This window comes from Streptomyces sp. NPDC104814 (assembly GCF_055583185.1).
Genome location: NZ_JBVJOL010000005.1, coordinates 335,082 through 357,395, shown reverse-complemented (window position 1 = coordinate 357,395; position 22,314 = coordinate 335,082). Strand labels below are relative to the sequence as shown.

Annotated in this window: 19 protein-coding genes; 10 read left to right on the top strand and 9 right to left on the bottom strand. The window is 72.3% G+C overall.

Annotation, left to right across the window (positions count from 1 at the left end; all coding sequences use genetic code 11):
* The first annotated feature begins 62 nt into the window (after positions 1-62).
* Complete coding sequence (locus ACZ64A_RS20010; protein ID WP_469811755.1) at positions 63-1,622, top strand: M23 family metallopeptidase; 1,560 nt, start codon at positions 63-65, stop codon at positions 1,620-1,622.
* Between the two features lie 115 nt (positions 1,623-1,737).
* On the opposite strand, the gene pcrA is transcribed toward ACZ64A_RS20010, so the two are convergent.
* Positions 1,738-4,224, bottom strand: a complete 2,487-nt coding sequence (gene pcrA, locus ACZ64A_RS20005; protein ID WP_469811753.1) for a DNA helicase PcrA — start codon at positions 4,222-4,224, stop codon at positions 1,738-1,740.
* A gap of 415 nt (positions 4,225-4,639) precedes the next feature.
* Between pcrA and ACZ64A_RS20000 the strand changes: the two genes are divergently transcribed.
* Both ACZ64A_RS20000 and ACZ64A_RS19995 read left to right on the top strand, forming a co-directional pair.
* Positions 4,640-5,833, top strand: a complete 1,194-nt coding sequence (locus ACZ64A_RS20000; RefSeq protein WP_469811752.1) for a C40 family peptidase — start codon at positions 4,640-4,642, stop codon at positions 5,831-5,833.
* Between the two features lie 124 nt (positions 5,834-5,957).
* Entirely contained in the window at positions 5,958-6,962 is a 1,005-nt protein-coding gene (locus tag ACZ64A_RS19995; protein ID WP_469811751.1) for a tellurite resistance/C4-dicarboxylate transporter family protein, read from the top strand.
* Here ACZ64A_RS19995 and ACZ64A_RS19990 read toward each other — a convergent pair.
* Positions 6,940-7,293, bottom strand: coding sequence for a hypothetical protein (locus ACZ64A_RS19990; protein ID WP_361632229.1), 354 nt, complete (start codon positions 7,291-7,293; stop codon positions 6,940-6,942). The two genes, ACZ64A_RS19995 and ACZ64A_RS19990, sit on opposite strands and share 23 nt — an antisense overlap.
* A 366-nt stretch (positions 7,294-7,659) precedes the next feature.
* On the opposite strand from ACZ64A_RS19990, the gene ACZ64A_RS19985 reads away from it, so the two are divergent.
* The gene (locus ACZ64A_RS19985; RefSeq protein ID WP_469811750.1) at positions 7,660-8,748 is read left to right on the top strand and encodes a C40 family peptidase; all 1,089 of its coding nucleotides are present in this window, start codon (positions 7,660-7,662) and stop codon (positions 8,746-8,748) included.
* A gap of 21 nt (positions 8,749-8,769) precedes the next feature.
* On the opposite strand, the gene ACZ64A_RS19980 is transcribed toward ACZ64A_RS19985, so the two are convergent.
* Together ACZ64A_RS19980 and ACZ64A_RS19975 are read right to left on the bottom strand one after the other, a co-directional pair.
* The gene (locus ACZ64A_RS19980; protein WP_469811748.1) at positions 8,770-9,483 is read right to left on the bottom strand and encodes a LuxR C-terminal-related transcriptional regulator; all 714 of its coding nucleotides are present in this window, start codon (positions 9,481-9,483) and stop codon (positions 8,770-8,772) included.
* Positions 9,480-10,772, bottom strand: a complete 1,293-nt coding sequence (locus ACZ64A_RS19975; RefSeq protein WP_469811747.1) for an ATP-binding protein — start codon at positions 10,770-10,772, stop codon at positions 9,480-9,482. Before ACZ64A_RS19975 ends, ACZ64A_RS19980 begins: the two co-directional genes overlap by 4 nt.
* A gap of 177 nt (positions 10,773-10,949) precedes the next feature.
* Here ACZ64A_RS19975 and ACZ64A_RS19970 point away from each other — a divergent pair, with 177 nt between their 5' ends.
* Positions 10,950-12,320 carry a PspC domain-containing protein gene (locus tag ACZ64A_RS19970; RefSeq protein ID WP_469811746.1) on the top strand — a complete coding sequence of 457 codons (1,371 nt, stop codon included), beginning with the start codon at positions 10,950-10,952 and terminating at the stop codon, positions 12,318-12,320.
* The gene (locus ACZ64A_RS19965; RefSeq protein WP_469811744.1) at positions 12,307-12,507 is read left to right on the top strand and encodes a hypothetical protein; all 201 of its coding nucleotides are present in this window, start codon (positions 12,307-12,309) and stop codon (positions 12,505-12,507) included. Before ACZ64A_RS19970 ends, ACZ64A_RS19965 begins: the two co-directional genes overlap by 14 nt.
* A gap of 125 nt (positions 12,508-12,632) precedes the next feature.
* Here the strand turns inward: ACZ64A_RS19965 and ACZ64A_RS19960 are convergent, their stop codons facing one another.
* The gene (locus tag ACZ64A_RS19960; protein ID WP_469811743.1) at positions 12,633-13,157 is read right to left on the bottom strand and encodes a DoxX family membrane protein; all 525 of its coding nucleotides are present in this window, start codon (positions 13,155-13,157) and stop codon (positions 12,633-12,635) included.
* Between the two features lie 131 nt (positions 13,158-13,288).
* On the bottom strand, positions 13,289-14,566 hold the full coding sequence (locus ACZ64A_RS19955; RefSeq protein WP_469811741.1) for a hypothetical protein: 1,278 nt from the start codon (positions 14,564-14,566) through the stop codon (positions 13,289-13,291).
* 184 nt (positions 14,567-14,750) lie between these two features.
* Between ACZ64A_RS19955 and ACZ64A_RS19950 the strand changes: the two genes are divergently transcribed.
* Positions 14,751-15,650 carry a DUF4429 domain-containing protein gene (locus tag ACZ64A_RS19950; protein ID WP_469811739.1) on the top strand — a complete coding sequence of 300 codons (900 nt, stop codon included), beginning with the start codon at positions 14,751-14,753 and terminating at the stop codon, positions 15,648-15,650.
* A gap of 54 nt (positions 15,651-15,704) precedes the next feature.
* On the opposite strand, the gene ACZ64A_RS19945 is transcribed toward ACZ64A_RS19950, so the two are convergent.
* On the bottom strand, positions 15,705-16,499 hold the full coding sequence (locus tag ACZ64A_RS19945; protein ID WP_469811737.1) for a class II aldolase/adducin family protein: 795 nt from the start codon (positions 16,497-16,499) through the stop codon (positions 15,705-15,707).
* A gap of 115 nt (positions 16,500-16,614) precedes the next feature.
* Here ACZ64A_RS19945 and ACZ64A_RS19940 point away from each other — a divergent pair, with 115 nt between their 5' ends.
* Positions 16,615-17,088 carry a pyridoxamine 5'-phosphate oxidase family protein gene (locus tag ACZ64A_RS19940; RefSeq protein ID WP_469811735.1) on the top strand — a complete coding sequence of 158 codons (474 nt, stop codon included), beginning with the start codon at positions 16,615-16,617 and terminating at the stop codon, positions 17,086-17,088.
* A gap of 17 nt (positions 17,089-17,105) precedes the next feature.
* Here ACZ64A_RS19940 and guaA read toward each other — a convergent pair whose 3' ends face one another.
* The gene (gene guaA, locus ACZ64A_RS19935; RefSeq protein WP_469811734.1) at positions 17,106-18,686 is read right to left on the bottom strand and encodes a glutamine-hydrolyzing GMP synthase; all 1,581 of its coding nucleotides are present in this window, start codon (positions 18,684-18,686) and stop codon (positions 17,106-17,108) included.
* A gap of 340 nt (positions 18,687-19,026) precedes the next feature.
* Here guaA and ACZ64A_RS19930 point away from each other — a divergent pair, with 340 nt between their 5' ends.
* A complete protein-coding gene (locus tag ACZ64A_RS19930) occupies positions 19,027-19,314 on the top strand; it encodes a chorismate mutase (RefSeq protein ID WP_469811733.1) in 288 nt (95 codons plus the stop codon).
* A gap of 620 nt (positions 19,315-19,934) precedes the next feature.
* Here ACZ64A_RS19930 and ACZ64A_RS19925 read toward each other — a convergent pair.
* Positions 19,935-21,038, bottom strand: coding sequence for a hypothetical protein (locus tag ACZ64A_RS19925; protein WP_469811732.1), 1,104 nt, complete (start codon positions 21,036-21,038; stop codon positions 19,935-19,937).
* Between the two features lie 186 nt (positions 21,039-21,224).
* Here ACZ64A_RS19925 and ACZ64A_RS19920 point away from each other — a divergent pair, with 186 nt between their 5' ends.
* A complete protein-coding gene (locus ACZ64A_RS19920) occupies positions 21,225-22,250 on the top strand; it encodes an LAETG motif-containing sortase-dependent surface protein (RefSeq protein ID WP_469811730.1) in 1,026 nt (341 codons plus the stop codon).
* The last annotated feature ends 64 nt before the right edge of the window (positions 22,251-22,314 follow it).

Genomic DNA, 22,314 nt, shown 5'->3' with positions numbered 1-22,314 from the left:
CCGCCGGGTACAGTCGCCGCACTGCTCTGGCAGCCCCTGTTGTCGAGGCGAAAGAGAAGTTGGTGAACGACCGTCACCCGTCGGGGACCACGACCACCCCGGCTCCGGCTTCCGACGCCTCCTCGGCGCAGTACGCGTCGTCGTACGGCGCGCAGGACGCCCCGTACGGCAACTTCACCACCCCCAACGGGTATGACGCGAGCGGTTTTTCAAACCCGGCGCACACCACGGGGACGTTCGCGGCCGACCCGCTCTTCGGCAGCCTCCCGGACGAGGGCGGCTACGACACCGGTCAGTGGGCCACGGGTGGCCACCAGGCGGTGCACCAGGACCCGTACGCGGCCCAGCACCACGCCGCCTATGACACGGGCGCCTACGACACGACGGCCTGGACGACCGACTACCAGCATCTGTCGGCCATCCCGCCGCAGGCCGCCCCCGCCGAGGTTTCGGGCGAGTGGGACGCGTCCGCCTGGCTCCAGCCCGACCAGGCGACCGCCGACGCCACCCAGCAGTGGGACTGGGGCACGCAGAGCTTCGACACCGGCGTCTACGACGCCACGCAGTGGAACAGCGGCGGCACCGCCGACACGACCGGCGGCTACGAACACCAGCCGGAACCTTTCGACCAGCAGGGCACCGGCACCTTCGCCGCCTTCGAGGAACAGGGCACCGGCACCTTCGCCGCCTTCGAGGAACAGCCTGCCGCCGACGCCACCGCCGCCTTCGACCAGGTCTCCTACGAGGAACCCGGGCACGAGGACGGCGAGTTGAGCGCCACCGGTGAGCTGCCCGCCGTCGACCCCGGCTCCGCGCCGCTGCTGGAGGAGCAGGAGGAGACCGCCCCCCGCCCGTCGTCGCGCGCCGCGGCCCGGAACTCCGGACGCTCCCGTCGCCGTACGCCCGCCAAGCGGTCGGCGCTGCTGACCATCGCCGTACCGTCGGCGTGTGTGATGGGTGTCGCCGGGATCGCGGTTGCCTCCGTCGGCTCGCTGAGCGGCGACGGCGGCAGCGACACCAGCGCCTCCGCCGCCGACGGGCACGCGGTGAAACCGTCCGCCGCCAACAACAAGCTGGACACCCAGCTCGCGAGCCTGTCCGCCGGCGCCGACGACTTCGCCGACCGGGCCAGCCGGACGCAGGAGCGCATCGACCTCAAGGCGCAGCAGGAGAGGGAGCGCAAGAAGGCGGCGGAGGAGGCGGAGCGCAAGGAGCGCATGCGCCCCAAGTTCGCGCTGCCGGTGCTCCAGCACGGGCTGAGCGCCTACTTCGGCCAGGCCGGCATCAACTGGATGTCGGTGCACACCGGCATCGACTTCCCCGTCTCGTACGGCACCACCGTGATGGCCGCGACCGACGGCGTCGTCCGCACGCAGTGGAACAGCGCCTACGGCAACATGCTGATCCTCACCGCCCCGGACGGCACGGAGACGTGGTACTGCCACCTCTCCAGCTACCGCGTCTCCTCCGGTACGAGCGTCAAGGCCGGGCAGCCGATCGCGTACTCCGGCAACTCGGGCAACTCCACCGGCCCGCACCTGCACTTCGAGGTCCGGCCGGGCGGCGGCGCGGCGATCAACCCGCTGCCGTGGCTGCGCAGCCACGGCCTCGACCCGACGTAGGCGACCCGCCGCAAGCGACCCGGCCGAAGCGACCCGACGCAAGCAGCCCACCGCAAGCGCCCCGGCGTGAGCGACCGGGTTCCCGGGGGCCGAAGCCCCCGGAACTCCCGTGTCCCTACAGCTTTTCCACCGGCGCGTACCGCAGCAGCAGCCGCTTCGGCTTGTCGTCGCCGAAGTCGATCGTCGCCTCGGCCTTGTCGCCGGTGCCGCGCACCTCGACCACGCTGCCCAGCCCGAACTGGTCGTGGGTGACCCGGTCCCCCACCGCCAGTGAGACCACCGGCTTGTCCCCGGCGCGCCGCGTGGCGAACCCGGACGCACCGGCGGCCGAGGAACGCGAGCGGGACGAGGACAGCGAGGCGGCGATCCCCGAGACCGGACCGGAGGAGACGGGCGCGGCCCCGCCCGTGCGCTTCCACTCCACGTGGTGCGGCGGAATCTCCTCCAGGAACCGGGAGGGCGGGTTGTACGACGGCTGTCCCCACGCGCTGCGCATCGTCGACCGCGTCAGGTACAGCCGCTCGCGGGCACGCGTGATGCCGACGTAGGCCAGGCGGCGCTCCTCCTCGAGCTCCTTGGTCTGGCCGAGGGCCCGCATGTGCGGGAAGACGCCGTCCTCCATGCCGGTGAGGAACACCACCGGAAATTCGAGGCCCTTGGCGGTGTGCAGGGTCATCAGAGTGATGACTCCGGAGCCGTCCTCGTCCTCGTCCGGGATCTGGTCGGAGTCGGCGACGAGGGCGACCTGCTCCAGGAAGTCGGCGAGCCCCACCGGCTCGCCCTCGCCGCGCTCCTGCTCGAACTCCAGGGCCACGGCCGCGAGTTCCTGGAGGTTCTCGATGCGGGTCTCGTCCTGCGGGTCGGTGGACGCCTGCAACTCGGCCAGATAGCCGGTGCGTTCCAGGACGGCTTCGAGGACGGTGGCCGGTCCGGCGCCGGACTCCACGATCGTACGCAGGTCCTCCATCAGCGTGTTGAACCGCTTGACGGCGTTCGTGGAACGGGCGGCCATGCCGTACGCCTCGTCGACCCGCTTCAGCGCCTGCGGGAAGCTGATCTTCTCGCGCTGGGACAGGGCGTCGATCATCGCCTCGGCGCGGTCGCCGATGCCGCGCTTGGGCACGTTCAGGATGCGCCGCAGCGGGACCGAGTCCTCGGGGTTGGCGAGGACGCGCAGGTAGGCCAGGACGTCCCGGACCTCCTTGCGCTCGTAGAAGCGGACACCGCCGACGACCTTGTAGGGCAGGCCGACGCGGATGAAGACCTCTTCGAAGACACGGGACTGGGCGTTGGTGCGGTAGAAGACGGCGACGTCGCCGGCCTTGGCCTCGCCCGCGTCGACCAGACGGTCTATCTCGTCGGCGACGAACTGGGCCTCGTCGTGCTCGGTGTCGGCGACGTAACCCGCGATGCGGGCGCCCTGGCCGGCGTTGGTCCACAGGTTCTTCGGGCGGCGGGACTCGTTGCGCTCGATGACCGCGTTGGCGGCGGACAGGATGGTCTGCGTGGAGCGGTAGTTCTGCTCCAGCAGGATCGTCGTCGCGTCCGGGTAGTCCTCCTCGAACTGGAGGATGTTGCGGATCGTCGCACCACGGAAGGCGTAGATCGACTGGTCGGCGTCACCCACCACGCACAGCTCGGCGGGCGGCAGGTCGTAGTCGCTGGGCGGGACGTCCTCGTCGTGCTCTCCGGTTCCGACCAGCTCACGGACCAGCGCGTACTGGGCGTGGTTGGTGTCCTGGTACTCGTCGACCAGGACGTGCCGGAAGCGGCGGCGGTAGTGCTCGGCGACGTCCGGGAAGGCGCGCAGCAGGTTGACCGTCGTCATGATCAGGTCGTCGAAGTCGAGGGCGTTCGCCTCGCGCAGCCGCGACTGGTACAGGGCGTAGGCCTGGGCGAGGGTCTTCTCGAAGCCGTCGGCGGCCTGCGCGGCGAAGTCCTCCTCGTCGATCAGCTCGTTCTTCAGGTTGCTGATCTTGGCGCTGAAGGACTTCGGCGGGAAGCGCTTGGGGTCGAGGTCCAGGTCGCGGCAGACCAGGGCCATCAGACGCTTGGAGTCGGCGGCGTCGTAGATCGAGAAGGACGACGTGAAGCCGAGCTTCTTCGACTCGCGGCGCAGGATGCGCACGCACGCGCTGTGGAAGGTCATCACCCACATCGCGTTGGCGCGCGGGCCGACGAGCTGCTCGACGCGCTCCTTCATCTCGCCCGCGGCCTTGTTGGTGAAGGTGATCGCGAGGATCTGGCCCGGGTGGACGTTCCGCTCGGCGAGCAGATGGGCGATGCGGTGGGTGAGCACCCGGGTCTTGCCGGAGCCGGCGCCGGCCACGATGAGCAGCGGGGAGCCGGAGTGGACGACGGCGGCGCGCTGGTTGTCGTTCAGCCCTTCCAGCAGCGCGGCGGCGTCGAGCGCGGGGCGCGGGGCGCCGTCGCGGTAGTGCGTCTCTCGGTCCGGTGGGGGCGCGTCGAACTTCCCGCCGAACAGATCGTCCGGAAACGGTTCCGGAGCGTGTTCGTCCTCGGGCGGCGGCGGGTGCTCCTCCGCGTGGGCCCGCGGGGCCTGGAGGTCCGCCAGGAAGCTGTCGTCAAAGAGGCTGCTCATCGCTCTCCGAGTCTAGGGCGCCCCACTGACAACCCGGGCCAGTCCGGGAAACATCACACGTCACCGTCCATCACCGGACCGCGACACTACGCGATGGTCACGGAAATGTATCGGGCATATCACGCACCAACCTTCACAGCAGGCACACGAGTTGGCTACCGTGCCGCCCAGGCCGTACGAACTCCACCGGCGAACGTCGCCGGGCCGCGCGGCCTCCGCCGAGTCCGGAACGCCCGCACAGCGCCCGGAGCCGGGGACCCACCCGAGAGACCTGGGGTGAATCGGCCCACCCGTCCCGACGGGAGCCGTAGGGCGACCCTTCCCACCGCCCGAACCCTCCCCCAGAGCCTTATGGGCCTGGGAGGTGCCCCCATCGCCAACCCGGCAGGCGGCGCGTTGGAAGGAGTCGCCTCCCTTGGCGTCGCACCGCAAGTCGCGTCCCGCGGGGACCCTCGCCGGCATACGGACCCCCGCCCTGGCCACGGCCGCCCTCACCTCCGTGGCCCTGCTGTCCCAGACGGCCGACGCCGTCCCCGCAGAGAACAAGCCCAGCCTCGAGGAAGTCGAGAAGAAGGTCGACGACCTCTACCGGCAGGCGGAGTCCGCGACCGACAAGTACAACGCGGCCAAGGAGCGCACCGCCAAGCAGCGCACCCGTGTCGACTCCCTGATGGACGACGTCGCCCGGCGCACCGAGAAGCTCAACGAGGCGCGCGAGCAGCTCGGCTCCTACGCCGCCGCGCAGTACCGCACCGGCGGCGCGTCCCTCCCGAGCACGGCCACGTTCCTGCTCGCCGACTCTCCGCAGCAGTACTTCGACCAGAGCCATCTGATGGACCGGCTGACCAGCCACCAGAAGGACGCCGTCGACGACTACGTCACCCAGCAGTCGGAGACGATGAAGCAGCGCCGCGAGGCCACCGACGGGCTGCGCACGCTCACCGACTCGCAGAACGATCTGCGCACCGCCAAGGCCACCGTTCAGAAGAAACTCGCCGACGCGCGGGAGCTGCTGTCGAAGCTGACCGCCGAGGAGAAGGCACGGCTCGCCGCGATCGAGCGGCACCAGCAGGAGGAGGCGGCGCGCAAGGCGGCGGAGCTGGCCCGGCAGCAGGCGGCACAGCAGCGACAGCAGGACCGGCAGCAGGCCGGCTCCTCGACCGGCGGCACGAGCACCGGCACCGGCACCGGCACCGAGAACGGCGGCACGAACACCGGAACCGGCACCGGCACGGGGAGCACGAGCACCGGCTCCCAGGCCGACAAGGCGCTCGCCTTCGCCCGCGCGCAGATCGGCAAGCCGTACGTGTGGGGCGCGACCGGCCCCGGCTCCTACGACTGCTCCGGCCTGACCCAGGCCGCCTGGAAGGCCGCCGACGTGGACCTGCCGCGCACCACCTACGACCAGGTGAACGCCGGCACGACCGTCCCGCTGTCCCAGGCCCGGCCGGGCGATCTCGTGTTCTTCTACGACGACATCAGCCACGTCGGCATCTACATCGGCGGCGGCATGATGATCCACGCCCCGAAGCCCGGCGCCTATGTGCGCGAGGAGTCCATCTACTACGACGGCGAGTCGGCCGTCCACAGCGTCGTACGCCCGGCCTGACGGTCCACGCGCGCGAAGCCGCCGCCCCACGCCGCACGCGCGCGTACGCCCGGCCTGACGGTTTACGGCCGTCGGTGCGCGTGGCCCTGCCGACGCGCGACGGCGGGTTCATAGCATCGACGGCATGTCCGTTTCCTCGCGTCGGCACGCCACGTCCGGTTCCCCGCCCCCGCTGCGCGCCTGGTGGTCGCAGCGCACCCCGGCGGCCGGGGCGGCCGTGATGGCGACCGGCATCGTGTCGGTCGGGCTGCGGCTGACCGGGTACGAGCTGCTGTCCCGGATCTGGCTGGCCGCGGCCTGCGCCTTCTGGCTGGGCCTGGCCGCTCAGTTCGTCGCGCGGCTGCTGGCGGACCGGCCGCGGTGGGTGTCGGAGGCGCAGACTCCGGGCGCGCTGACGTCCGTGGCCGCGACGACGGTGCTGGGCACCCGGTTCGTGCTGCTGGGGTGGATCACGCTCGCCGAGGCGCTGCTGGCGCTGGCGGCGGTGCTGTGGCCGGTGCTGATCGTGACCGTCGTACGGAACTGGCAGCCGCGGATGCCGGGGGCGGTGTTCCTCGCCTGCGTGGCCACGCAGGGGCTGGCGGTGCTGGCCGCCGTCCTCGCGGGCGCCCTGGCGACGGCCTGGCTCGCGCACGCCGCGCTGGTGCTGTTCGGGCTCGGCCTGGTCCTCTACGGCATCGCCCTGACCCGGTTCGATCTGCGGCAGGTGCTTGAGGGGCCCGGCGACCACTGGATCGCGGGCGGTGCGCTGGCGATCTCCGCGCTGGCCGGCGCGAAGCTGCTGGCCGCCGACAGCGGGCGGCTGTACCTGTGGAACGACGACGACCGCGGCGTCCTGCGCTTCGCGACCGTCGCGCTGCTGGTCCTGGACCTGGCCTGGTACGTCGTGCTGGCGGTCGCCGAGGTGGTCCGGCCCCGGCTCACCTATGACACGCGCCGCTGGGCCACGGTGTTCCCGCTGGGCATGACGGCGGCGGCGACGCTGTCCGTCGCCGCCGCCGTCGACGTGTCGTGGCTGCTGGACCCGGGTCAGGCCCTGTTGTGGCTCTCGGTGGCCGCGTGGCTTGCCGTGGCCGCCGGTGCCGTGCTGGCGGGCCGGGACGCGCTCAGGTCCACAGCACCGCGATGAAGATGTTCGCCACGGTCAGCAGGCCGACGAGGCCGAAGAGGGGCTTGTCCACCTTCTCGTCGTCGCGCTTGACGTAGACCAGGCCGAGGATCACGATCAGCAGCGCCAGCTTCACGCCGATCTTGATCGTGTTGACGGTGTGGTCGTCGGCCTGGTTGAGGCCGACCAGGATCACACCGGTGACCAGCATCGTCAGCGCGCCGTGCAGCATCGCCGGGACGAAGCGGGCGGTGCCCCGGCCCATCGCCTTCATCTGGGTGAGGAAGCCGCCCAGGAGCGAGGCGATGCCGATGATGTGCAGGCCGACGAAGAGATGGATGAGTACGTCCATGGGGCCGGAGCCTAGCCAGGGGTGTTCCGTAGCAGTCCGGCGCCCCTCCCGTGGGCCGAATCGGCGCTTCGGTCGGTGCGCTGTGTGAAGTCGCCGTCACCGGAACGGGATCACGGTCACATACGGTCATCTCGCGGTCCGCTCGCATCACTTCCGTACAGGCCGTCACCATCCCGTCACTTTCGGGTTTAGCGTCCTCCCCCAGATGACCGGCTCCCCACCGCCGTCCGGGCCAGGGGCGGCCGTCGGTCATCCGCCGAAGAGCCCGGTGGCGCCCTGTTCCCCTGTCGGGACGCCGCCGGGCACGCACCCCGCGGCCGGCTCCGAGCCGGCCACAGGCGTCACAGGAAAGGACGTGCGGTCCCCGTGGCAGCACACGGCAAGCATCGGCAGCGCCCGCCCGGCGGCCGGACGGCTCGTACGGCGTTCACGGTCGCCCTCGCGGGCGCGGCGGCGGCCACGGCGTTCGACGGCACCGGCCACGCCGCGCCCGATCCGACTCCGGCCCAGGTCAAGGCGCAGATCGACAAGCTGTACCAGGAGGCCGAGGCGGCCACCGAGAAGTACAACGGCGCGAAGGAGGAGGCGGGGGCCGCCGGGCGCCGGCTGAAGGACCTGCAGGACGAGACGGCCCGCAAGCAGCAGCGGCTGAACGAGGCCCGGGACGCCCTGGGGGCCGTCGCCAGCGCGCAGTACCGCAGCGGCGGCCTGGACCCGGCGGTGCAGCTCGCCCTGTCCGACGATCCCGAGCGGTACCTCGAGGGCGCCGCCTTCGCCGAGCGGGCGGGTGACCGGCAGGCGCAGGCCGTCTCCCTGGTCCGCGGCGAGTTGCGCCAGATCGAGCGGCTGCGGGGCGCCGCGCGGGTGGAGCTGGCCGCGCTGCACTCCCGTCAGGCCGAGCTGAAGCGGCAGAAGGAGATCGTCACCGGCAAGCTGGACCAGGCCCGCCGGCTGCTGTCCCGGCTGACCGCCGAGGAGCGGCGGCAGATCGCCGCGGACACCCCCGCCGGGGACGCCTCCGGCACGCACCGCGCCTCACGGGCCGCGGACGCCGGGGCCCGCGACGAGCTGACCGCACCCGGGTCCGCGACCGCCCAGGCGCCCGACGCGCGTGCGGCGGCCGCCATCGCCTACGCCTACAGCAAGCTCGGCAGCCCGTACGTGTGGGGCGCGACCGGCCCCGACGCCTTCGACTGCTCGGGCCTGGTGCAGGCCGCCTACCGGTCCGCGGGGGTCTCCCTGCCGCGCACGACCTACGCGCAGATCGGCGCCGGCCGCCGCGTCTCGCGCTCCGAACTGCTCCCGGGCGACCTGGTGTTCTTCTACTCCGGCATCAGCCACGTCGGCCTCTACGTGGGCAACGGGCAGATGATCCACGCCCCCAACCCCTCGGCACCGGTCCGCCTCGCCCCGATCGACCAGATGCCGTTCGCGGGGGCGACGCGGGTGGTGTGAACCCGGCGGGCGCCCGCGGCTTCAGACCAGCCGGCGGGCCGTCGCCCAGCGTGTCAGCTCGTGACGGTTGGACAGCTGGAGCTTGCGCAGCACCGCGGAGACATGCGACTCGACGGTCTTCACCGAGATGAACAGCTGCTTGGCGATCTCCTTGTAGGCGTAGCCGCGGGCGATCAGCCGCAGCACCTCGCGCTCGCGCTGGGTGAGCCGGTCCAGGTCCTCGTCGACCGGCGGGGCGTCGGTGGAGGCGAAGGCGTCCAGGACGAACCCGGCCAGACGCGGGGAGAACACCGCGTCGCCCTCCTGGACCCGGAAGATCGAGTCGATGAGGTCGGTACCGGTGATGGTCTTGGTGACATAGCCACGGGCGCCGCCGCGGATCACACCGATCACGTCCTCCGCCGCGTCCGACACGGACAGCGCGAGGAAGCGGACGGGCCGCTCGGCGTCGGCCGCCAACGGGGCGCAGCGGCGCAGCACTTCGACCCCGCCGCCGCCCGGCAGGTGCACATCGAGCAGGACGACCTCGGGCCGGGTCGCGGTGATGACCGTGACCGCCTGGTCGACGTCGGCGGCCTCGCCGACGACCTCGACGCCGGTCTCCTCGGTACGGCCGATCTCGGCCTGCACGCCGGTGCGGAACATGCGGTGGTCGTCGACGAGGACCACACGCACCCGGCGCTCGCCCGTGCCGCCGGTCTGCGTCGTACCGTTCGCCTCGGTCGGGTCGCTCATGACGTCTTCTCCGCCCTCTCCATCTCCAGCTCGACCTCGGTGCCGCCGTCCGGCACCGCGCGCAGCCGCGCCGTGCCGCCGTTGCGCTCCATCCGGCCGATGATCGACTCTCTCACGCCCATGCGGTCGGCGGGTATCGCGTCGAGGTCGAAGCCGGGGCCCCGGTCCCGTACGGACACGAACACCGTCCTGCCCTCGACCTCGGCGAAGACCTGGACCGGGCCGCCCTCGCCACCGTACTTGGCGGCGTTCACCATCGCTTCCCTCGCGGCCTGCATCTGCGCGGCGATCCGTTCGTCGAGCGGGCAGTCGCCGACGACGACCACCTCGATGGCCACCCCGTGCTTGTCCTCGACCTCGGCGGCGTTGCGCTTGACCGCCTCGGCGAGGGTGGCCGGCTCGTCGGCCTCGTCCTTGCCGGTGCCCTCCGGCTTGTACAGCCAGGTGCGCAGGTCGCGTTCCTGGGCGCGGGCCAGGCGGCGCACCTCGCCCGCGTTGTCGGCGTTGCGCTGGATCAGGGTCAGGGTGTGCAGCACCGAGTCGTGGACATGGGCGGCGACCTCCGCGCGCTCCTGGGCACGGATGCGCATCAGGCGTTCCTCGGACAGGTCCTGTGTCATCCGCACCAGATACGGGCCGGCCAGCAGCGTTATCCCGACCAGGACCGCCAGCGCCGCCTGCAGCACCGAGCCGAGGTGGGCGGCGGAGCCCTGGAGGACGAAGATCCCGGACACGCCGGCCGTCACCAGCAGTACCCCGGCCACGGCCCGCAGCAGCGTCAGGGTGCGCTTGCGGCGGCCCACCTCGACCCAGCGGGCCCGGCGGGCGTTGTCCGCCTGCCGCCACACCAGGGCGACACCGGCGGCGACGAGCACCGCCGGAAGCAGATACGCCTTGGCGCCGTTGCCGATGTTGACGCTGCCGACGAAGATCAGGGCGACGACGACCATGAGGAGCAGGGCGACGATCTGGCCCCGGTCCGGTCTGCGGGCGACGAGTCTGCGCCGGCCGTCGGGCGAGACCTCGGTGCTCACCAGGGACGGCGGCTTCTGCTGGTCGACTCCGCCGACGCCGAGCGGCACGAAGAACCAGAACGCCGCGTACAGCAGCGCACCCAGGCCGTCCGCCATGAACAGGCCCACGAAGACCAGGCGGACCCAGATCACGGGCAGCCCGAGGTGCCCGGCGAGCCCCCGCGCCACGCCACCCAGCCAGCGTCCGTCGCTGCTGCGGTAGAGCTTGCGCGGCGGCCGCGGTTCGACGAGGGGCGCTGCTGCGGCTTCCGGCATGCCATCGATGGTCACATGGCGGGCGGCCCGGAGCATCAGGGTCTGCCCCTGGGATGCCCCTGATCTTCGCCCCTGGCCGGTACGGCCGGTGCGGCCGCCGGACTCAGGGGCGATATCAGGGTCCGGCCAGGGTCGTCCCGGCTGCCGCCGGGCCGCCTCGCCCGTCACCATGGACGCATGACCGATCACCAGCACGCGGCGGACGGGGTTCCCGGCGAGGGTGTCCCGTCCGTCTCCGGCGTGGCGGCCGGGTCCGGGCAGCCGGGCACCGCCACGGCCGATGGCCCGCACCTCTTCCGTCGCGACCGCCGGCACCGGACGATCGCCGGGGTGTGCGCCGGGCTGGGGCGGCGGTGCGACATGGACCCGGTCATCTTCCGGATCACGCTCGCGGTGCTGGCCGCCGCGGGCGGCGTCGGTCTGATCTTCTACGGCTTCTTCTGGCTGTTCGTCCCCTACGACGACGACGAGGAGAACGAGGTCCGCAAGCTGCTCACCGGGCGGGTGGACGGGCAGGCGCTCGCCGCCGTGCTGTTCGCGCTGGTCGGCTGCGGGGTGTTCCTGTCGATGCTGCGCAACGGCGGGGTGCTGACCTTCGCCGTCGCCCTCTCCCTGCTGCTGGCCGGCGCCGGGTACTGGCAGCAGCGGCGCGACGCGCCGGGCCCCGACCCGCTGGCGGCGCAGGCCGTGGCGGACGCTCCACCGGAAGCGCAGGCGCCGCCGGCCGCGGCGGGTTACCCGTCCTGGTGGCGCGACCCGATCGTCAAGGACGGCACGCATGTCGGGGGCACGGGATATCTGTGGGGTCCGGGCGACCCCCGCGACCGGGACATCGCGGCGGCCGTCGACATCGGCCGGGGGGTGACCCCGCAGCGCCCGGCACCGCCGGCCGGCACGGACCGGCCGGCGCCGCGCGGCCCGCGCTGGATCGGCGGCTGGGTGTTCCTGCTGGCCCTGGCCGCGGGCGGTCTCGGTACGGGCCTGACCTGGCGGGACCATCCGCTCGGCACCAGTCTGCAGGTGGGGCTGGCCGGCGCGCTGACCGTGTTCGGGCTCGGCATCGCCGTCAGCGCGTTCCTCGGGCGCACGGGAGCGGGCTCGGTCTTCTGGGCGGTCGTGACGGCCGCGCTGCTCACGGCGTCGGCGGCGCTGCCGCACGACATCGGCACGCAGTGGGTGCAGACGACATGGCGGCCGGCCGCGGCGGCGGACGTCCGGCCGAAGTACCACGTCGGCACCGGCGTCGGCACGCTCGACCTGTCCCGGGTCGCCGTACCCCCGGGAGGCACGGTGAGCACGCTGGCCGACGTGGGCGTGGGCCGGGTGCGGGTGATCGTGCCGCAGGGCGTGACGGTGAAGGCGGACATCGACGTGGGGGTGGGTGACATCCAGTTGCCGGGTGAGGATGCGAAGGACGTGGACGTGCAGCCGGGCCGGCACAAGCAGGTGACCCTGAGACCGGCAGGCGCCGGCCGGAGCGCCGGCACGCTGGAGCTGGACCTCAAGGTCGGCGTCGGCCAGGTGGAGGTGTCCCGTGCTGCGTCATGAGTTCCAGCCCGGCCGGCTGGTCGCCGGTCTCGCCCTGACCGTCACCGGGATCCTCTACGCCGGTGACGCGGCCGGCCTGTGGCGCACCCCGTGGTTCACGGCGATCCCCTGGGTCGTCGGCGGCCTGTGCCTGGCGGGTGCGGTCGGAATGGTCACCCACGCGATACGCCGACGCGACCACGGCTGAGGCGGGGGCCGGCCGGCGTGCCGGCCGGTCCCCGGCCCGGGCCACCCTTGCGCTCACCCGGTGGCGGCGAGGCGACCGCCCTCCCTCAGCGGGGCGGCCGCCGGGCGCCGCTCGCGCAGGGCGCCCTATCGATAGCCGCCGTCCCGGTGGCGGCGTCGCAGCATCGCGTCGATCGAGAAGAGCGGGGTCCCGGCCAGCACGAGCGGCAGCCAGGCCATCAGATAGGCGAGGTCGTTGCCGTAGTAGTAGGGGCTGGTCGCCCAGGAGACCGTGAGCCACAGGCTCAGCGAGATCAGGGCGCCGCCGAGGGCGGCGAGACGGCCCAGCAGGCCGAGCAGGACGCCGATGCCGACGGCGAGTTCACCGAGGGCGATGGCGTAGCCGAAGCCGACGGGGCTCTTCAGCGCCAGGTCGACCAGCGCCGGTATGGCCGCCGAGTCCCGCACCGAGCGCATGGTGTCGCCGATGGACCCGGCGCCGGAGGCGTGCATGAAGGCGCTGTCCGTCAGTTTGTCGAGACCCGCGTAGATGAAGGTGATGCCGAGGAAGAAGCGGAGCGGGAGCAGGGCGTAGCGGGCGGCGGATTCCCGCCGGCCGGGGCCACGGCCGAGGTGGGGGGTGTGTGTTTCCGTGCGCATGCTGTGAGTCATCGCTGCCAGCCGCCTCTCGCCCGCCGGTGCCGTCACCCGACGATACGTACGCAAGCGGCGATCGGCTCAATTCCGGCGAACGGAAAAGGAGATCGACTCACCACCGGCGGCGGACCGTCGACGGGGGCGTGTCATTCGGTCACGTCGATCGTGTAGCGGTTGGTCTCCACGCCCGCCGCCGTGACCACCTGCACCTCCACCCGGCCGGGTTCGACGTCCGCCGGGACCGGCACCGTCAGGGCGGTGTCGGTGGGGTTGCTGAAGCCGCCCGTGACCGGGATCAGCGGCACGTGCACATGGACGGCTCCGATGCGGACCGTCATCCGCGACAGCCTGTCGGCGCCCTGGGCGCCCGGCGGGACGAACCCGGCGCCGCGGATCTCGATGTCGTCGCCCTGCCGGATCGGCCCGTCCAGGTCGCCGGCCTCCCGGGCCCGTACGACGGAGAGGATCACGGGCCGGCCGCCCTCGGCGTACTTGCCGGCCACATAGGTCGCCGCCGACACCAGCACCACCACCGCGAGCCCCCACGGCAGGTCCGGCAGCCGGTCGGGCCGCCGGGCCAGCCGTACCGCCGCGAACACCAGGGCGACCGCGCTGATCGCGACGTACTGGAGGTCGGTGAAGGAGCCCCGGCCGCAGTCGTCGGTGAGCAGGTCGGCGGCGCGCGGGCGGTCCGCGCGGACCTTCTGCAGCCGCTGCCCGAGCACCCGCAGCGCGACCACGCGCCGCACCAGCACGGCGATCCCGCACACCACGGCGAGGACGGTCACCACGCCCGCGCCCCGGGCGAGTCCGAGACCGGCGATCAGGGCGTCCCGCTCCCGGTGCCCGGAGGCCGCGGCCAGCCGCCCGGCCAGCACGAGCACGGCGTAGGCCACGAAGAGCACCCAGCAGGCGGCCACCGCGCGCGAGGTCGACAGCCGGTTGTCCTCGCCGATCACGGGGGCCAGCACGCCGCCGCGCGCCCGGTGGAACCAGGACGCCGCCGTCAGCGCACCGGCGACGGCGAGGGCGGCCAGCAGCCCGGCCGTGCGGGCTCCGCTCCAGCCCGCGCCGATCGCGGTCAGGGCCTGCACCAGCAGCAGGACGACGGCCGCCGCCCACACCGTGCACACGCTGCGGCGCCACAGCCCGGTCAGCCAGGCCTCGCCCTCGGCACGGCCGCGTTCGGCGACGAGCGCGGCGGACTGGGTGAGTTCCTCGGAGACCCACTGCCGGGACGCCGACGCGGAGTGCGCCACGGCCGTCGGCAGCCCCTGTCCGGCGGCGTACTCGTCCCGCCTGCTCAGGAACGCGGCGACCGCGCGCCGATGTCCCTCTCTGGCGCCGTGCGGGCAGTCCCCGCAGGTGCAGCCGCCCTCGTGCGCGCCCGCCGGCGCGCCGCCTCTCGCCTCCTGCACCGCCACGTCGAGCCTGCCTTCCCCATCACCCTGTTGACCGGCGGCCCGGGTCGGCCTGCCGGCCGCCGGCGGACAACTCCCCCGCGGCGACAGCGCATTGTGCCCTACGCGGCACGGTCCGCGGCACCAGCTCTGGTCAGCGCGGGTGAAGCCCGCCCCACCGTGTTGACCCGGCTGGGAGAATTCCCTTATGGCCGAGATCATCCAGCGTGACGGGACCTGGGCCTTCGACGGCACCACGGTCAGGATCACGCCGGGCCTGCACCGCTCCGTGCCGCTGTTCCGGCAGACGTACGGGGAGATCGCCGTGCCGCTGGAGGCCGTCGCCGGGATCGTCTACGAGCCGGAGCGCAAGCGCGGCCGGCTGCGGCTGACCCTGCGCGAGGGAGCCGATCCCCTGTTGCAGGCGACGGGCGGCCGGCTGCCGCAGCCCGCCGATCCCTACCGGCTGGCGGTGGACCCCGACCGTTCCGGGGTGGCGGAGTACGTCGCCGAGGAGATCCGTCACGCGCTGCTGCTGGACCAGGTCCCGAAGGAGCCCGCGACGTCCTTTCTGCTGCCCGGGCCACCGGTGCCCGTGTCGGTGCGCACCTCCGACGGCACGGTGTCCTTCGACGGGGCACAGGTGCGCATCGACTGGGCCGACACCTCCGACCGGGTCAAACGCGCCACGGGCCCGCGCATCATCGCCGTCGGTGACCTGGTGCAGGTCGAGTGGTTGCCGAACGCGGGCTACGAGGACGGCTTCCTGAGGTTCGTCACGCGGGAGACGGCGTTCTCCAAGCTGCCGCCGGAGAAGGATCCGTACGCCCTGGACCTGTGGGGCAGCGCCCGCCGGGATCTGCTGACGGCGCTGGTGGCCGCCGCGGTCACCGCGCGGCTGCCGCACCCGTCGACCCGCACGGCCCACCCCCTGGCCGACGGCGACCGGCCGGGTGTCCTCGCCGAGCCGGCCGGGCCCCCGCCCGGCGACCACCACGACATGCTGCTGCGCAGACTGCGCGAGCTGGGCGAGCTGCACCGCAGCGGAGTGCTGACGGACGAGGAGTTCGCGATGACGAAAGCGGCCGTCCTGCGCGGCTTCCGGTGAGCACGGGCGAGGGTGCCGGCGGTCTCGGGTGAGCAGGTCTCAGGTGAGCAGGTCTCAGGTGAGCAGGTCCGGCTCGCTGCGGCTGATGTCCTGCCACATCGGCTGATAGTTGATCCACGCCACCAGATCGCCGCCGAGCTGTTCACGCGTCGCGGTCGCCAGCTTGTGGTCGATCAGCAGGGGCCGCCCGGCGGCCTTGGCGGCCAGCTGCACCTGACAGGAGCGTTCCATCGTCACGAACCACCACGCGGCGGCGTCCACCGAGTCCCCCACGGTCAGCAGCCCGTGGTTGCGCAGCACGAGCGCCTTGTGGGTGCCGAGCGCGGCGGCGATACGACGGCCCTCGTCGGCGTCGACGGCGACGCCGGTGTAGGCGTTGTACAGCGCGTGGTCCTCGTAGAAGGCGCAGCTCTCCTGGGTGACGGGGTCGATCAGCTCGCCCAGGGCCGCGAGCGCGCGCCCGTGCACGGAGTGGCAGTGGGCGACGGCGACGACGTCGGGGCGGGCCGCGTGCACCTGGGCGTGGACGCTGAAGGCGGCCTGGTTGACGTGGTAGCGGCCCTCGATGACCTGGCCGTCGGAGTTGGCGAGCACCAGGTCGCTGACGGTGACGTGGCGGAAGGACAGGCCGAACGGGTTGACCCAGAAGCAGTCGGTGAACTCGGGGTCGCGTGCGGTGATGTGCCCGGAGACGCCGTCCTCGTAGCCGAGCCGGCCGAAGATCCGCAGTGCGCCCGCCAGCCGCTCCTTGCGGTACCGGCGCTCGTCCTCCAGGGAGTCGTGCTTGGGCGGCATGGCGAACCGCAGCCGGTCCGTGGGCAGGGGTGGGGGCGGAGTGGGCCCGGGCATTGGTCCTCCGGCACTCGGTTGCTGTACGGCGGGAAGTTACCGCCGGTCGGTCAAGGAGAACAGACCTTGCCGAAAGACGACAGAAGATGTCGCCTTTGACTGTCAGACTCGCGGCATGACTGCGAACTGGGGTGTCTTCACCACCGCCGAGCCGGACCTCGCCGAGACCGTCGAGGAGCGCTTCCGCGCCTTCACCCACCACGTCCTCGTCACCCTGCGCAAGGACGGCTCGCCGCGCACCTCCGGCCTGGAGGTCGACTTCCGGCACGGCGAGCTGTGGCTGGGGATGATGCATGGCTCGCTCAAGGCGCGTGACCTGCACCGCGACCCGCGTTTCGCGCTCCAGGCGAACCCCGGGGACGGCACCGGGATGGGCGGCGGCGACGTACGGATCAGCGGCCGGGCCTACGAGGTGCCGGACGGGCCCGAGAAGTCCGCCTACACGAAAGAGGTGGAACCGCCGCAGCCGTTCCACCTCTTCCGTACCGAGCTGACCGAGGTCGTCAGAACCTGTGTGGAGGACGAGAAGTACCTCGTCGTCCAGGTCTGGAAGCCCGGTGAGCCCCTGCGCACGATCAAGCGCACCTAGGCTCTTTCAAGCGGGGACTACTCCCACTCGATGGTCCCCGGCGGCTTGGAGGTCACGTCGAGGACGACGCGGTTGACGTCGCGCACCTCGTTGGTGATCCGCGTGGAGATCTTGGCGAGGACGTCGTACGGCAGCCGGGACCAGTCGGCGGTCATGGCGTCCTCGGAGGACACCGGGCGCAGCACGATCGGGTGACCGTAGGTGCGGCCGTCGCCCTGGACGCCGACCGAGCGGACGTCCGCGAGCAGGACCACCGGGCACTGCCAGATGTCGCGGTCGAGGCCGGCCGCGCTCAGCTCCTCGCGGGCGATGGCGTCGGCGTCGCGCAGCAGGTCCAGGCGCTCCTTGGTGACCTCGCCGACGATGCGGATGCCGAGGCCGGGGCCCGGGAAGGGCTGGCGCTGGACGATCTCCTCCGGCAGGCCGAGCTCCTGGCCGACCATCCGGACCTCGTCCTTGAACAGCTTGCGCAGCGGCTCGATCAGCTTGAACTCGAGGTCCTCGGGCAGCCCGCCGACGTTGTGGTGCGACTTGATGTTGGCGGTGCCGGTGCCGCCGCCGGACTCGACCACGTCCGGGTACAGGGTGCCCTGGACCAGGAACTCCACGGCCGGGCCCTCGTCGGCGACGATCTCGGCCTGGGCCTGCTCGAAGACGCGGATGAACTCGCGGCCGATGATCTTCCGCTTCTCCTCGGGGTCGGTGACCCCCTTGAGCGCGGTGAGGAAGCGCTCCTCGGCGTCGACGACCTTCAGCTTGACGCCGGTCGCGGCGACGAAGTCCTTCTCGACCTGCTCGGTCTCGCCCTTGCGCATCAGACCGTGGTCGACGTAGACGCAGGTCAGCTGCTCGCCGATGGCCTTCTGCACGAGAGCGGCGGCCACCGCGGAGTCGACGCCGCCGGACAGGCCGCAGATCGCGCGCTTGTCCCCGACCAGCTCACGGATCGCCTCGACCTGCTCGTCGATGACGTTGCCCGTGGTCCAGTTCGGCTCCAGGCCCGCACCGCGGTACAGGAAGTGCTCCAGCACCTGCTGGCCGTGCGTGGAGTGCATGACCTCGGGGTGGTACTGGACGCCGTAGAGCTTCTTGTCGTCGTTCTCGAAGGCGGCGACCGGGACGACGTCCGTGGAGGCCGTCACCGTGAAGCCCTCGGGAGCGGCGGAGCAGGCGTCGCCGTGCGACATCCACACCGACTGCTCGGCCGGGGTGCCCTCGAAGAGCGTGGAGGAGGCGCGCGAGACGTGCAGCGGGGTGCGGCCGTACTCGCGGGCGCCGCTGTTGTCGACGGTTCCGCCGAGGGCCTGCGCCATGAGCTGGAAGCCGTAGCACATGCCGAAGACGGGGACGCCGGACTCGAAGATCTCGCGGTCCAGGCGGGGGGCGCCCTCCTCGTACACGGACGAGGGGCCGCCGGAAAGGATGATCGCCGCCGGGTTCTTTGCGAGCATCTCGGACACCGGCATGGTGCCGGGCACGATCTCGCTGTAGACCCGGGCCTCGCGGACGCGACGGGCGATGAGCTGGGCGTACTGCGCGCCGAAGTCGACGACCAGAACGGTGTCGGGGGCGGCGGCAGCGGGGGGCGCTGATGACACGGGAGCCTTCCGGCGGTGGGGCGGGGTCTCTGTGCTGGCCAATTCTACCGAGGTGGGCGCGCGAAGCGGTCCGCGCGGCCCGCTGCGTGCGCGACAGTCGCGCATCTCACGATCCGGGCGATGTTGGACACCCCCGCCGGGCACGGCATACTGGCCCCATGCTCCAGCACCAGACCTTCGTCTTTACCTATGGCAACCGGCCCGCCGGCTGCCATGGTCGTGCTGCTTGAGCAACTGACAAGCGACTTCCCAGGCGCCCCGGGCCGACAAGGTCCGGGGCGCCTGGTGTTTTCCGGATCTTGCCGCTCCGGGGCACACCCCGTCCGACGAGGAGCCCCCTATGACCACCACCGCCACCGACGTCACCGGCGCGCACACCGCCGAGGCCGCCGATGTGATCACCGGCGCCCGGGAGCGCATCGACGCGCTCGACGACCGGATCATCGGCCTGATCCAGGAACGCATGGCCGTCTCCGCCGTGGTCCAGGAGGCCCGGATCACCTCCGGCGGCCGCCGTGTGAACCTCTCCCGCGAGCTGGAGATCCTCGGCCGCTACCGGGACGCGCTCGGCAAGCCGGGCACCGCGCTCGCGATGACGATGCTCGAACTGTGCCGGGGTCGCATCTGAGCCCCGCGTCGCCCGTCGCTCCTGCGTTCGCATCCGCTCTCACCCGTACGGAGCGTGACCGGGGCCGGGCCGCTTCGTTGGTACCGATGTCCGTGCCAGCCAGGGGCGGGCCCGAACGAACCACGCGTGGCTCGCTGGAGCGATGAGACGTACGGCTCGTGCCGTGCGTCGTGGGACCTCGCTCCAGGGAAGTGACCGGACGGCAGGGGACAGCAGCCCGGTCACCCAAGAGAACGGCCGGCTCCGGGGACGCCCGGGGCCGGCCGACGGGAACCTGGATCCAGGAACCCGGATATATGCAAAATTTCATAAGGGCCGGGCCGAACGGTTGCGGGCGCCCACGGTCATCCAGCACGATGCCGGACAAGCCCAAGTTCCCCCGTATCCGCCCGTATTGCCGTGCACCGACGGGTGCCGGCCGTGTCATGACCACCGTTGAGGACCAGCGGCGCAACCCCCCGGCGCCGCTTCCCCGAGGCACCGGCGCTGCCCTGACGTCGGTGCTGACGAAGAAGGGCCCCGCGGCGAGCTCCCGCGGGGCCCTTCCGTCGTACGCGCGTCCAAGCGGGGTCCTTCCGTCGGAGCGCGTCCAAGCGGGGACCTTCCGTCGTGCGCGGCCCTCAGATCCGGGAGACAGTCCCGCAACCCTCCGACCGGTTCGCGTCCAGCTCCTTGCTGCGGTCGTACGGGTCCGTCGCCGGTCCGCTCGGCGGGGCGCCCGTGGGGCCGGCCGACTCGAACTGGGGGTGCAGAAAGCCGTCGTCGATGTCGCAGCCCGAGTTGCCGACCTCCTGGTCGTACCGGGTCACCGCGATGGTGCCGGGGGTGACCCGGTACCGGTTCGGGTCGTACAGGTCGATGTCGAGCACCCGGCGCACGACGGTACGGGTCACCTCGGTGGAGCCGTCGACGCGGACCAGCGGGTAGACGAAGGTGTAGTCGGCGTGGATGCGGACGCTGCCGTCCTCGCCGGCTCCGACGGTCGTCCTGCCGCGCGTCTTGACCACCGTGCCGACGACCCGGACGTCACCGGACGCGAAGCGGGTGAACATCAGCAACGGGTCGTGGTCCTTGTCCGGCCGGCGCAGCGACGCCTCCAGCCGCGTCCGCAGCTCGCTCTGGTGGGGCTCGATCACGGACAGCGCCTCGGCGGGGCGCTCTCCGCGCAGGGTGGCCGGGTCGAGGTTGGCGTCGACGAGCAGGGTCCTGATCTGCTCCAGCGCCTTCGCCACCTGGGCCTTGGAGTGGACGCCGATGGCCCGGGCTGCGGGCAGCACGAGACCGGCCTCGCCGTCGGCCCAGCGCTCGGCCGGGGACCCCGCGAAGGGGCGATCGAGGGTCGGGCGGTCGGGGGCGGCGGACTCCGGCGCGGTCGGGCGCGCGGTCTCCGGCGGCAGCGGGGGCGCGGTGGCGGCCTGCGCCGAGCCGGTGCGGAACGGGTCGCCGGGCAGCAGCGACGGCTTCAGCGCGACGACGGCCACGGCGGCCGCCACGGGTACGCCGAGCAGCGCCCACAGCCGCCGGCGGCGGGCTGTCCTGCCGGCCGGCTCCCGCCACGCGGGGCCGGTGCGCCACCCCTCGGGCAGGCCGCTCGCGCCGCGGGCGGCCGCGGACGCCTCCCTGGGCGCGGAGGCACGGATGTCGAGTTCGCTGTCGCGGACGAACTTCTCCCACACGTCGTCGGGAACGCGGGAGGTCTCGTCGTCTGAGGGCTTGTCAGGCACGGGGCACAGTTGTACGGCGTACGGCGAGGCGGTCACAAGTCGCCTCCGCCTGTGACGGAGCCCACATAAAAGCGCCGTGAAGACGGCACAACCATTCACAGGCTTCACTGATCCAACGTGCTGAACCAAGGGCCACACCCGCGCCCCACACGCGGCGCCCTCCACCCTGGACTCCTTGAGGATTTCATGAAGCTTCGCCGTGCCATGGCCACCGCGGCCGCAACGGCAGTGATAGCCCCGCTGGCGCTGCTCTCCGCGCCGGCGGCGTTCGCGGACGAGACGCCCGACACCACCACCTCCAGCCCGGCCGCGACCAGCTCGGAGAGCACCGGCACCGGCACCGGCACCGAGGACGGCAAGGGCACCACGGAAGACAAGGGCGACGCGACGAGCACGGCCTCGGCGACCGCGACGGACTCCGCCACGGCCACCGCCACCGCGAGCAGCTCCGCGACCGCGACCGACAAGCCGACCGGTAAGCCCACCGGTTCGCCCACGGCCAAGCCCACCGCCACCGAGAGCACCGACCCCGGTGACGGCGACATCCCGGGCGAGTGCACCGACTCGAAGGTCGACGTCAGCATCAGCGGTCTGCCCGGCAAGATCGCCGCCGGCAGCGGCTGGCACAAGTTCTCCCTGAACGTCGCCAACAACTCCAAGTCCACGCTGCAGGACCTGGCCTACTTCGCCGGCGCGTCCTCGGACAAGGCGGGCGACAACCTCTTCAAGACCCGCCAGGTGCAGCTGCAGGCCTGGGACCCGGACTCCAAGTCCTGGGGCGACCTGAACCAGGACGGCTACGCGGTGGGCTTCGTCGGCTACACCGACGAGCTGAAGGCCGACTACGAGGTCGACATCCCGATGCGCCTGAACGTGAAGGCGTCCGCCCCGGTGGGCGCCGGCTTCACGCTCGGCGCGACGATCTACGGCGACAGCGACGCGCAGTGCACCGGCTTCGGTGACGTGGCGTACAAGTTCCAGATCGTGGCGGCTAACACCGACACCGACGGCACCAAGCCGCAGGAAGGCGGCGAGGCCCCGGTCACGGACAAGAAGCCGACCGGCAACACGCCGAAGGTCAACGGCAGCCTCGCCGAGACCGGTTCCAGCTCTGCCCTGCCGATGATCGGCCTGGTCGGCGGTGCCGCCGTCGTCGCCGGTGCCGGTGCGATCGTCGTCGTGCGCCGCCGCAAGGGCGCCGCGACCGCGTAACACCACCGCACACGACGTGAGGGACCTGCGCTCGGAGGGGGGCGCAGGTCCCTTCGTCGTACCG